The following is an 11945-nucleotide window of genomic DNA, read 5'->3' as shown; positions in this document are numbered from 1 at the left end:
CCCTTTAAAAACCGAATTCCGATTGTAACGTAAACGGTTCAATATATAATGGATCATCTGGATTTCGATGATCGTCGTCTTGAACAGATAAACGAATCGAAATGATGCCGCTTTTACATACGTTTTGTTGTTCTCGAATGCACGTATAGGTGAATGTAGATTGTTCAGGAATAATTCGTAAGTTAGATGTCGTGATTTGTTTGCCGTTCATTTGTAACGTTCCGGTTGACGCGTCGATCATGATTTGTAGCGTCTCATTTCCTTTTTCCTTTTCTTCTACGAGCCCTGTATTTGTATCAATTTCTTTTTTTACTTGATTCACAAATGTAAGTGTGTAGTTATTTGACTCATCTTTTTTTAAACCGTCTGGCGCCAGCGTATAGAGCTCGTTAAAAATTGTAGTCATTAATATGTCCGCTTCGCTTCGCAGTTGATTTTCAATGCCGATGCGTTTATACGCCTTCGTTCCTGCTGTAAATACGCCGTATGCAGAAGCGGCAATAATAGATGTGATCGCTAGCCCAACAAGCAGTTCGATAAGCGTCAATCCTCGTTCATTAGCGAATACGTTCATTGGCGATCACTCCTTTTAATACGACTACTTCGTTGTTTGAACGAACGGTGACATATAAACGAAGTAAATAATTGCTTACGTCTTCACCCATCTCTTTTTCTTGTTGAATCACTTGTTTTAAAGGGTCAGGAAATTCAGTTGGTGGGCTTGTTTTTATTTGCGACCATATCGCTTGATCGTATGGAATGAGCCAAGCTTGTACGTCTTCTTCATCGTATGCGACATTGTTAATCGTCGGTGAAAAAACAGCTTTACATACATTTTCGTTAGGGAATACAGACGAATTTGAACAAGATGAAGCATCAAAACGAACAAAAGGTGTTTGCTGTGTAGTATGATCGGTTGTATATTCGAATATTGTTTGAAAATCAAGTCTTTCCATATAATGAATCACACCGCGTGCGATATTTATTGCAACTGTTTTTGATTGATTATATGCCGTATATGTCATCGCATTTGTGAAAAACATAAACATGCCGCTGGCAACAAACGACAAAATGACGATCGATAGGAGCACTTCAATTAAAGTAAACCCACGTTCAAAAATATTCATTTTCTTTTGACACATTTTCCTTCTCCTTCTTTTAAAATACATAACTTTATTATACAATATGTTAGAGTTAGGTGTTGTATCATTTTGAATGGGGGGAGCGACTTGGCGTATTTATTTTTTGCGATCTTTTTTCTCATATTAATCCCCATCTATATCCGGCTGCCTTTTGGGTGGACAAAAAAAGGGATTGCTCTCGTATTAACGGTCGCTTGTTTATTAAGCGCCTTTGGCATCATTGCGATCGAACAATTTCCACTTTGGCAAGCTGCATTATTTCTTTTTCTTTTAGTGATCGCAAGTACATATTTACTTGAACAAAAGCTCGGTCATTTATTTTATGCACGCATTTATGAGCACGATTTGATTGTCGAAGAGGACGGAGAAGATGAGCGAAAGGATGAACAGCCGCTTGTTAGGAAAGAAGTGGTGCAAGAAAATCCGAAAAATGAGTTGCAACAAGTAGATGACATAGATGTCGAATGGGGCGAAGGGGAGTGGCAGGAAGTCGAGCAACTCGTTTCGATCGAGCCGTTAAAAGATGAATATGATGATACGATTGAACCGATCGCGAATGTGGACGATGTCGTTGAACCGTTATACAACGGTAACATAGATGTAGATGAAGCGTTTATTATGCAAGAACGGTGGGATGATTTGCTTAGCGAAACAAGTAATGAAACGTCACGCGATGAAGCATTCGAGAGTGAAATAAAAGAAGGGCTCGATATAGAAACGCTCGCCGTCGTAGAACAACCGATCGAACAAATGGCTAACGAACGACATGAAAGCGAAACGATGTTACAAAGTCTTGTCGTACATGCAGTTAGCGAGAAAGAAAAAGAAATGGACATCATTCCGAGCATCGATCATGCTTTACACGAGCAAGACGAAGGGACAAGCATTCCGATGATTGAAGAAGCGGTTATTTATGAAGAACAACCGTTTCAGAGCGCATATGATGAGATGGAAACAACAGCGGGAGAAAACATAAATGAACCTTTACGTATACTTCCAAAACCGTTGCTGAAAAATTTACTCGCTTCTTTATACGCGATGCGTCCCGCGTTGTCAGATGCGGAATATGAACAGCTTATTCATAAACATTTGCATCCTCGTTTACATGAACAAGATTATTATACATTCGCAAATGTATTAATGGAGCATTATGTAGCTTCAAAACAATATGAAAAGCTACATCTTTTTGCAAAACAATTGTATGCTCAATATGGGTCTTATCCAATGATTCAACAACAATTAACACATATGATACATTATGCTGAACAAAAAATGGGGTGGAAAAAATGAAAAGTAGCACACAAGTGATTGGTCTTCCAGTCATTAGCATTCAAAACGGAGTTCAACTCGGACAAGTGAAGTCGCTTGTCGTGAACCCAGAAAAAGGAACAATCGATTTTTTAATTGTTGATCAAGAAAATTGGGAAATTAGTATGAAAGCGATTCCGTTTCGAAATGTCATCGGAATTGGTGAATTTGCAGTAACGGTTGAAGAAGAACGAGCTGTGCTCGATTTAAACGTCATTCCGATTGCAAATGAGCTTGTCAATAAAAAAATTGCGATTAAACAAGCGAAAGTAATGACGAGAAAAGGACAATTGCTTGGAGAAGCAACGGAGTTTTACATTGACGAAGAAACCGGACAAATCACTGGTATTGAAGTGCAAATTGGAAATGAGTCTCGCATCGTTCGTGCTGATCACGTCATTACGTATGGAAAAGAGCTATTAATCGTTCATGAAGATGCACAGCAAACAGTTGCTTCGGATGTGAGTGAATTGTTGCCGCTAAAAGGGACGCAAGTAGAACCCCTTATTGAACAAATTGCGCCAAAAACAGTTGAAACTGAACTTGATGAGTTACGTCAAAAACAAATGGATATGTTAACAGGAAAACGAGTGTTAAAAGATATTGTGGATGCAAACGGTCAAATATTCATCGCGAAAGATACAATTTTAACGAAAGAACATATTATTCGTGCCCAAGAAGAAGGACCAGACGTTGTTATTGAACTGTCGATGAATGTTGAGTAAGGGGGCGTATGCCGTGCGCCAAATCGCTTCGCTTAAGTTGTTTTTTACGTTGCTTCTTACCGTTTCATATTTACTTGCAAGTACGAAAGTGGCGACATGGGCGTACGAGTCGTTCGTTAGTGGCGATACATTTGCTGAAGGAACGATGATCGGACCAGTCGATATATCGAATCGTTCATACGACGAAGCGTATGAACAAATCGATCAAAAAGTCAATGAGTGGAAAAAATCAGCAACGATTACGCTCATGCTAGAGGGGAAAGAAGTAACGGTACAGACGAATCATTTTACATTTCATATTGAGGAGAGCATGAAACAAGCGGAGAGCGGAAAAACTACCCCTCTCCTTGTTTCCATTGACGAACAAGCTTTGCAAGATGTGATTTCTTCGCTTAGTGCATTAAGTGATTGGATCGATGTTGAAAAAGTAAAAGCACAAGTAGAACAAGCTGCAGCTTCGCTTACATCTGCTCAACTATCTCTTAGTCAATACGTTCGAGAAGAGATGCAAAAGGAAACGATATTATCGCAAGCAACTATCCCGTTCCATCAAGAACTTCATGCGATAACGCAAACAACCGTTGTCATTGAGCCAAAACAAGTGTTTTCTGTTTTGGACTTTTTCAAAAAGCAAGGAATAAACTTATCAAAAGAAGCGATGACGTTATTTGCATCTGGATTGTATGAAGCGGTTGTACCGACAAATTTTGAAATTGTTGAACGGCATACGAGCCCTATATTGCCAAATGGGATTAAGGCAGGGTTTGAAGCAGCTGTTGAACAAAATAAAAAAGACTTTATGTTTTTTAATCCAAACGATCAGTCGTACACGCTTGAAATGAGAACGGAAGGCAGTCAAATGAAACTTTCTCTTACCGGAATACCGTTTGTATATCAATATGTATTAAAGACGGATCCAATTGAATATTACGATCCAAAAACGATTGTGCAATATAGCGCATGGCTGAAGCCGAACGAAAAACGGATCAAGGAAGAAGGAAAAAAAGGAATGCTCATTCGTCTGTATAAAGAAGTGTACGATCGAAACCGAACATTAATTGAGACGGTACCCGTTTCGGAAGATTTTTATCCACCTGTTCATCGCGTCGAATTGCGTGGGGTGCAAGCGGGAGTAAATAACGGAACAATTGAGACACCAAGTGAGACACCAACTCCAAATGAATCACCTTCAACACAGTTGCCACAACAAGATGATATATGGGGAAATGAAAACGAGCAAATAAAAGGAAATGAGGATGGGGCCTCATGAAAAAGCAGGAACGAAAACGATTAGGCGATTTGCTTATTGAAGCGGGGCTAATTACGAAAGAACAACTCGAAGAAACGTTAAAAGAAAAAGCACCTGGTCAAAAATTAGGGGATGCGTTGTTGCAGCGAGGATACATTACGGAACAACAGTTAATTGAAGTGTTAGAGTTTCAACTTGGCATCCCACACGTCAGCTTATATCGTTACCCAATTGATCCGAAATTAACGAATCTCGTACCGAAAGAATTTGCAAAACGAAACATGCTCATTCCTTTAAAGCAAGAAGGGGATCGGCTATTTGTCGCGATGGCAGATCCAATGGATTTTTTTGCGATTGATGATTTGCGTTTATCGACGGGCTTTCATATTGAAGTGGCTATTGCATCAAAAGATGATATTTTACGGGCAATTAATAAATATTACGACATTGATGATTCGGTGGAAGAATTTTTAAACATTGCTCCTGCGCAAGAGGTGCGCGAACAAGAAAAACTTGTTGAAGATGACTCGCCGATTGTTCGACTTGTCAATCAAATTTTACAAATGGCAGTGGAGCAGCGGGCGAGCGATATTCATATTGACCCCCAGGAAACAAAAGTCGTCATTCGTTATCGCATCGACGGCATTTTGCGTACAGAACGAGCGTTGCCTAAGCATATGCAAGGGATGTTAACGGCGCGTATTAAAATTTTAGCAAATATGGATATAACAGAGCATCGTGTTCCACAAGATGGACGTATTAAAATGAATATCGATTTTCACCCGGTCGATTTGCGCGTATCGACGTTGCCAACGATTTATGGTGAAAAAATCGTTATGCGCGTGCTTGACTTAGGAGCGGCGTTAAACGACTTAAACAAACTTGGATTTAATAAATTGAATTTACAACGGTTTATTCAACTGATCGAACAACCAACAGGCATCGTGTTAATCACGGGACCGACCGGTTCTGGAAAATCGTCGACGCTTTATGCGGCATTGAACCGATTAAACGGTGAACATGTGAACATTATTACAATTGAAGACCCTGTCGAATATCAACTCGAAGGAGTGAACCAAATTCAAGTCAATCCAAATGTCGGGATGACATTTGCCGAAGGGTTGCGTTCTATTTTGCGTCAAGATCCGAACATTATTATGGTTGGAGAAATTCGTGATCGCGAAACTGCGGAAGTGGCGATTCGTGCTTCTTTGACAGGACATCTCGTGTTAAGTACGTTGCATACAAACGATGCATTAAGCACGGTTGCTCGTCTAATTGATATGGGAGTCGAGCCGTTTTTAGTTGCCACATCGCTTTCAGGGGTTGTTTCTCAACGTCTCGTGCGCCGCGTTTGTCGCGATTGTCAAGAAGAGCACGAACCGACGAAGCGAGAAATCGAAATTTTTGCGCGTCGTGGTTTGAAAATTGAAAAAGTGATGCGGGGACGGGGTTGTCCGACGTGCAATATGACAGGATATAAAGGACGTATTGCGCTACATGAATTAATGGTCATGTCTGATGAAATGAGAAAAGTGATTTTAAATGGCGAATCACTTTCAAAGCTGCGTGAAATCGCCATAAAAAATAAAATGATTTTTTTAATTGATGACGGACTATTAAAAGTGAAACAAGGGCTCACGACAACAGAAGAAGTGTTGCGTGTAAGCATTGGATAAGGTGATGAAGATGAAACAAAGAGTAGATGCGATGTTACGTGCCGCATTTGAGCTAAAAGCATCAGATATTCATTTGACGGTCGGCGTTCCCCCGATTTTTCGCGTGAACGGAGATTTAAAACGATACGGTCAAGAGTTGTTATCGCCGACCGATACGGAACAAATGGCAAAAGCGATTGTTCCGGAGCATATGTGGCCGCATTTTGAAAAAGACGGCGAGTTAGATTTGTCATATAGCTTATCAGGTGTTTCGCGGTTTCGTGTGAATGTGTTTAAACAGCGTGGATGCATATCGCTCGCCATTCGTACCATACCGACAAAAATTCCGACGCTTGAAGAATTGCAATTGCCAGATGTATTGAAAAAGTTAGTGACAAAACCACAAGGTCTTATTCTCGTTACCGGGCCGACAGGAAGCGGAAAATCGACGACGTTAGCCGCAATGATTGATTATATGAATAAAACGATGCGCAAACATATTATTACGCTCGAAGATCCAATTGAATACGTGCATAAGCATGGAGGATGCATTATTGACCAGCGTGAAGTCGGGACGGATACAAACAACTTCGCAAACGGACTTCGGGCAGCGCTTCGACAAGATCCAGATGTCATTTTAGTTGGAGAAATGCGCGATTTAGAAACGATTCAAACGGCTATTACCGCCGCAGAAACAGGGCATCTCGTATTCGGGACGCTGCATACGTCCAGCGCACCAGCGACAATTGATCGCATCATTGATGTGTTTCAACCTGAACAACAAACGCAAATTCGCATTCAATTGGCAACTGTTTTAGTTGCAATTATTTCGCAACGATTATTTCCACGCGCTCAAAAAAATGGGCGCATCGCAGCAACAGAAATATTAATTAACAATGCAGCAATTGCGAATTTAATCCGCAACGGAAAAATTCATCAAATTCCGACCGTTATGCAAACGAGCCGCGCGCTCGGTATGCATACGCTTGAGGCGAGCATTAAAGAGCTTGTGCAACAAGGGTTCATCGCAAAAGAATCGGTGGAGCCGTATTTGCAGGAAGGATGAGATAGATGGCGCAATTTCGCTATGAAGCACGCGATGTGCATGGGCGAGTGAAAAAAGGAACGATCGTTGCTTCGTCGCGTCGAGATGTCATCATAAAGCTGCGTGAGCAACGGTTAAAAGTCATTGACGTACAAGAAGTGCCGCAAACGTTGTTAACGAAAGAAATTACGATCGGCAATCCTGTGAAGTTACAACATTTCGTTATTTACTTGCGCCAATTTGCTACGCTGCTAAAAGCAGGGGTGACGATCGTTGACGCCACGCGCATTTTGGCGGAGCAAACGGAAAGTAAAGCGTTAAAAAAAGCGCTCGTGCGCATTGAAGAGCAATTAAGAAGCGGTCAACCGTTATCTGTAGCGATGACGAACGATTCAAACATTTTTCCTCCGCTTGTCATTAATATGATTCGAGCTGGAGAGGCGAGCGGAAGCATTGACGAAACGCTCGAAAGGCTTGCCGATCATTTTGAAAAAGTGCATCGCACAAGACAAAAAATTGTTTCCGCTCTAGCGTATCCGATCGTTGTTGGAATCATTGCTGTCATCGTTGTCATTTTTTTGCTCGTGAGCGTCGTTCCGACATTCGTTTCGATGTTTGCTGATTTTGGTGCAGAATTGCCGGCCATTACGAAGTTTGTTTTACGTGCAAGCGAAGTGATGCAAACGTATTGGTGGGGCGTCATTTTGCTGTTCATTGCTCTATATATTTTATTGATCGTGTTAAAAAGACAAAAAGTAACGAAATATTATTTAGATGTTTTTATGCTTCGCATGCCGATTTTTGGTGGGATGATGCAAAAAGCGGTACTCGCCCGCATGACGCGCACATTAAGTTCTCTTTTTTCAAGCGCTGTCCCTATTTTACAGGCGCTTGCGATCGTTGAGGAGGTTGTAGAAAATGAGGTCATTGCTCGCGTCATTCGCACATCGCGTGATGCGCTTGAACGCGGAGAATCGTTAACCGAGCCGATGAAGCGACATTGGGCGTTTCCTCCACTTGTTACACAAATGATTGCAATCGGAGAGCAAACCGGTTCACTTGATGCGATGCTTGCGAAAGTTGCTGACTTTTACGAAGCGGAAGTCGAAGCGGCTACCGATCGTTTAAAATCGCTTATTGAGCCGCTTATGATCGTGTTGCTTGCCGGCGTTGTCGGGACGATTGTCACATCGATTTTAGTTCCGATGTTCGATATATTTAATCATATTCAACAATGAAATAGTACTTTTCAACTAGATTGTTCATGTTGTAAAATGGTGAGAGAGATTATAAAAATTGCAAAGGAGAGGAATTATGTTAAAACGATTCATTCGTAACGAAAAAGGTTTGACATTAATTGAGTTGTTGGCGGTTATCGTTATTTTAGGGATTATTGCTGCGATCGCGATTCCGAGCATCGGGGGGTTAATCGACAATTCGAAAAAAGACGCTCATGTAGCAAACGCACAACAAATGATTAACGCGGCAAAAATTGCTGTAACGGCTGATAAAGATTTAATTCCGGCTAATAATAAATACACGGTACTTCCGCTTGCTTATTTGGAGAGTAAGGGATATTTAGAAACAGTAAAAGACCCTGATGGGAATGCTGAAACGTATAAAAAAGGACCTGACAACTATGATGGCAAACCAATTACCAATCAATCTGAAGATCCAAAAGCAGCGTATTCTTATGTACTTATAAAAAATGAAGACACTAAATTAAAATATTATGCAAAACTAATTAATAGCTCACGTGGTGTTTTTGGTACAGGTGGGGCTGCTGTAGAAGAAAAGGATTTAAAACGTGATGCAGTAGGCAACATTCAATCACAGCAATAGCCATAATAATTAGGATAAATAAAGAATTTAAATTTATAATTAGAGTGATCACATATGTCGTTTTTTATTTCTTTCCTCCTCGGTCTTCTTCTTGGCTCATTTTATAACGTTGTCGGGCTAAGGGTACCGAGAGGGGAGTCGATTGTTGCGCCGCGTTCGCATTGTCCATCTTGTAAGCGAACGTTGACGGCGTTAGAGTTAATTCCAGTCGTTTCGTATATGTTGCAAAAAGGGAAGTGTCGCGCGTGTTCGGCGCGCATTTCCTTTGTTTATCCATTCGTTGAGCTGTCCACGGCGATATTGTTCGCGCTTGCCCCGCTTTTTGTCGGTTGGTCAGCGGAAGTAGCCGTTAGTTGGACGCTCATTTCTTTATTCGTTATTATTTTTGTTTCTGATGTGCATTATATGGTTATCCCAAACCGTGTTTTATTATTTTTCACTCCACTCCTTCTTGTTGAGCGTTTATGGCTTGCTCCCCTTACTCCTTGGTGGGATAGTTTACTCGGTAGTGTCGTTGGATTTATGATATTGTTTGTGATAGCGGTTGTGAGTAAAGGTGGCATGGGCGGTGGAGATATTAAATTATTTGCGTTGATCGGTTTGGCGCTTGGCGCAAAGCTTACCGTTTTAGCGTTCTTTTTATCGACGCTCGTTGGGACGATATTCGGATTAGTTGGCATGGCGATCGGGCGCGTGAAACGCGGCGAACCGATGCCATTTGGACCAGCGATCGTCGTTGGGACATTGACGGCTTATTTTTTCGGGGAAACGATCATTCAAGCGTACGTAAAGGTTATGATGTAAGGAGAACGAACAATGCGGCTTTTTTCGATGAAAAATAAAGTGGGCAACATTGTTATAAAAGATCACGTCATTCGCTATGTGGAGTTAAAACAACAGCAACCGCTCGTTTTGCATACGTGCGAGGAATGGCCGCTTCCAGAAGGAATTGTGCGGGACGGGAAAATTGTCGATGAAGAACAGCTCGCTCATATTATGGAGCAGTGTGTCGATATGTGGAAAATGAAACGTCGCCGCGTACGATTTCTCGTTCCTGATCCACTGATCGTTATTCGGAAAATTCCGTTACCGAAAGAAATCGATGTAGAAGATATACGTAGTTATTTATTTATGGAAATTGGTTCAACGATCCCGCTTCCGTTTGAAGATGCCGTATTTGACTATGCCGTGCTTGAAAAAACGAAAGAGGCGCTTCATGTTTTATTGTTTGCCGCGCCGGAAGCGAACGTCATGCAATATGCGGAGCTGTTTGAGGAAGTGAAATTAAAACCGATCGTGGCAGACATTTCTCCGCTTAGCTTATATCGCTTATTTTACACATTTCATTTAGCGAACGATGTCGATCATTTTTTATTTGTTCAATTTGATTTATCATCGTTGAACGTTAGTGTATTCCACAAGCATCGTCCGATGTTTACACGACAGCTTGCCTTTGATTCCCAATGGACATCTTGGGAAAAGACGAATGAAGGATGGACGTGGTTAAAAGAAGGTGAACCTGAACGTCAGCTAGAAGACATATATAAAGAACTCGAGCGCGTCATGAACTTTTATCGCTTTTCGTTGCAGCAAGGCAAAGCGCAAATTACACGCGTCATCATTACCGGCGACCATCCGCTCGTTCATACGTTTTCCCATTTGTTACAAGAGCGTCTTGATGTCGCTGTTGAAACGTTGACGTTGCCGCTTTCGATTGACCCTGCTTATTATTTACCAATTGGACTCGGACTAAAAGAGGGTAATGCATATGCTCGTAGAAATTAACTTACTGCCGAAACGTGAACAAAAATCCCGATTTATCCCACTTTTATCCATTGTGGTTGCTGTTTTATTGATCGTTGGCGCGACAACGTTTTATGTCATTGTACAGCGCATGGAACAACAAATTGCACAATTAAAAACGGAGCTCGATCAAACGAAAGCGTTGCGAATCGCAGAAGAAGAAAAGCAAAAAACAGCTGCGAACACATCCGTCGGAGTCCAGTTGCAAGAAGCAGTTCAATGGGCGGAGCAATATCCCATTCATACCGTCGCGCTTTTACATGAATTGATTGAACGTTTGCCAGAGCGCGGATTTTTAATGAACGTTTCTTATGCACGAGATGGTGCCATTCAACTGACTGCTCAATTTGATACAACGCGTGAAAGTGCGGCATATTTACAAGCGTTAAAAGATGCTTCGTTTATCGCTGACGTAAAACTGACGAGTTTAACGGCATCAGAAGGAAAGGCGGAAGAAGAAGGAACAATGCCGCGGTACATCGGACAGTTTACCGTTCAATTGAATATGGAGGAATGGAAAAAACGGCAACAAGGAGGGAGAAAATGAGAAAAGGATTTATCGTGATGGCCTCTCTCTTGTTGCTTACGCTACTATCATTTGCGCTTTATATGTATGTGTACAAACCGCTCGATGACCGAAAAGAACAGCTGAAAACAGAATTACAGACGGAAAAAAAGTTGCTGCAAACGTTGCAAAGCAAACAACCGTCGGACGATTTGCGTGTTAGTCTTGTCGAGTTGCAAAAACGCGTCCCTGTTCAACCGTTTGTCGAGCAATTTTTATTAGACATTGAAAAAGCGGAAGTCGTATCAAATAGTACGGTATTGTCGCTCACATTTCAAGAAGGAGAAAACGTTGAAGGACCTCCCACTCCGATTCAGAAGTTAACGGTCAATGTATCTGTTCGTTCTCCTTCCTATTTTGCGCTCGAGCAATTTATTGATGTGTTGGAGCGATCGAAGCGCATCGTTTCAGTCGATTCGCTATCGTTTACAGGATATGAAGAATGGACGACGGTGATGGATGAAGTGCCGGAACTGTCTTATTCCCTTACTGTTTCAACGTTTTATGCACCAGAGTTGCGCCAATGGATTGAGCAGCTGCCACCGCTTGATTTACCGCAGCCGAGCGAAAAGCGCAATCCGTTTCCTTCATTAACGGAGCAATAAAGG

The 11945-nt window shown here is 41.6% G+C and carries 13 protein-coding genes; 11 read left to right on the top strand and 2 right to left on the bottom strand.

Annotated elements, in window-relative coordinates; translation table 11 throughout:
* Positions 1 to 4 precede the first annotated feature (4 nt).
* Together ACPF7I_RS10765 and ACPF7I_RS10760 are read right to left on the bottom strand one after the other, a co-directional pair.
* The gene (locus tag ACPF7I_RS10765) at positions 5 to 574 is read right to left on the bottom strand and encodes a PulJ/GspJ family protein (RefSeq protein WP_219985661.1); all 570 of its coding nucleotides are present in this window, start codon (positions 572 to 574) and stop codon (positions 5 to 7) included.
* Positions 558 to 1142 carry a type IV pilus modification PilV family protein gene (locus ACPF7I_RS10760; protein WP_430743333.1) on the bottom strand — a complete coding sequence of 195 codons (585 nt, stop codon included), beginning with the start codon at positions 1140 to 1142 and terminating at the stop codon, positions 558 to 560. Before ACPF7I_RS10760 ends, ACPF7I_RS10765 begins: the two co-directional genes overlap by 17 nt.
* 87 nt (positions 1143 to 1229) lie before the next feature.
* Here ACPF7I_RS10760 and ACPF7I_RS10755 point away from each other — a divergent pair, with 87 nt between their 5' ends.
* The 11 genes from ACPF7I_RS10755 to pilO all read left to right on the top strand — a co-directional run bounded on the left by ACPF7I_RS10755 (position 1230) and on the right by pilO (position 11942).
* Positions 1230 to 2432, top strand: a complete 1203-nt coding sequence (locus tag ACPF7I_RS10755; RefSeq protein WP_430743334.1) for a hypothetical protein — start codon at positions 1230 to 1232, stop codon at positions 2430 to 2432.
* Positions 2429 to 3175 carry a PRC-barrel domain-containing protein gene (locus ACPF7I_RS10750; RefSeq protein ID WP_430743335.1) on the top strand — a complete coding sequence of 249 codons (747 nt, stop codon included), beginning with the start codon at positions 2429 to 2431 and terminating at the stop codon, positions 3173 to 3175. The genes ACPF7I_RS10755 and ACPF7I_RS10750 overlap by 4 nt, the downstream gene beginning before the upstream one ends.
* Before the next feature lie 13 nt (positions 3176 to 3188).
* A complete protein-coding gene (locus tag ACPF7I_RS10745) occupies positions 3189 to 4445 on the top strand; it encodes a VanW family protein (protein WP_430743336.1) in 1257 nt (418 codons plus the stop codon).
* Positions 4442 to 6103: a GspE/PulE family protein gene (locus ACPF7I_RS10740; protein ID WP_430743337.1), complete on the top strand. Its 1662-nt coding sequence runs from the start codon at positions 4442 to 4444 to the stop codon at positions 6101 to 6103. Before ACPF7I_RS10745 ends, ACPF7I_RS10740 begins: the two co-directional genes overlap by 4 nt.
* A gap of 10 nt (positions 6104 to 6113) precedes the next feature.
* Positions 6114 to 7148 (top strand): type IV pilus twitching motility protein PilT, encoded by a 1035-nt coding sequence (locus tag ACPF7I_RS10735; protein ID WP_430743338.1) that lies wholly within the window; start codon positions 6114 to 6116, stop codon positions 7146 to 7148.
* A 5-nt stretch (positions 7149 to 7153) separates the two neighbouring features.
* Positions 7154 to 8365, top strand: coding sequence for a type II secretion system F family protein (locus ACPF7I_RS10730; protein ID WP_430743339.1), 1212 nt, complete (start codon positions 7154 to 7156; stop codon positions 8363 to 8365).
* A gap of 76 nt (positions 8366 to 8441) precedes the next feature.
* Positions 8442 to 8969: a prepilin-type N-terminal cleavage/methylation domain-containing protein gene (locus ACPF7I_RS10725; RefSeq protein ID WP_430743340.1), complete on the top strand. Its 528-nt coding sequence runs from the start codon at positions 8442 to 8444 to the stop codon at positions 8967 to 8969.
* A 54-nt stretch (positions 8970 to 9023) separates the two neighbouring features.
* Positions 9024 to 9773 carry a prepilin peptidase gene (locus tag ACPF7I_RS10720; RefSeq protein ID WP_430743341.1) on the top strand — a complete coding sequence of 250 codons (750 nt, stop codon included), beginning with the start codon at positions 9024 to 9026 and terminating at the stop codon, positions 9771 to 9773.
* Between the two features lie 12 nt (positions 9774 to 9785).
* Positions 9786 to 10754 carry a type IV pilus biogenesis protein PilM gene (gene pilM / locus ACPF7I_RS10715; protein WP_430743342.1) on the top strand — a complete coding sequence of 323 codons (969 nt, stop codon included), beginning with the start codon at positions 9786 to 9788 and terminating at the stop codon, positions 10752 to 10754.
* Entirely contained in the window at positions 10738 to 11319 is a 582-nt protein-coding gene (locus ACPF7I_RS10710; RefSeq protein WP_430743343.1) for a PilN domain-containing protein, read from the top strand. The genes pilM and ACPF7I_RS10710 overlap by 17 nt, the downstream gene beginning before the upstream one ends.
* Positions 11316 to 11942: a type 4a pilus biogenesis protein PilO gene (gene pilO, locus ACPF7I_RS10705; RefSeq protein ID WP_430743344.1), complete on the top strand. Its 627-nt coding sequence runs from the start codon at positions 11316 to 11318 to the stop codon at positions 11940 to 11942. Before ACPF7I_RS10710 ends, pilO begins: the two co-directional genes overlap by 4 nt.
* Positions 11943 to 11945 lie beyond the last annotated feature (3 nt).

Source organism: Anoxybacillus dikiliensis (genome assembly GCF_050613275.1).
Taxonomy (GTDB): Bacteria; Bacillota; Bacilli; order Bacillales; family Anoxybacillaceae; genus Anoxybacillus.
Note: the sequence above shows the minus strand (reverse complement) of the source record. Positions and strands in the feature narration are given on the sequence as shown.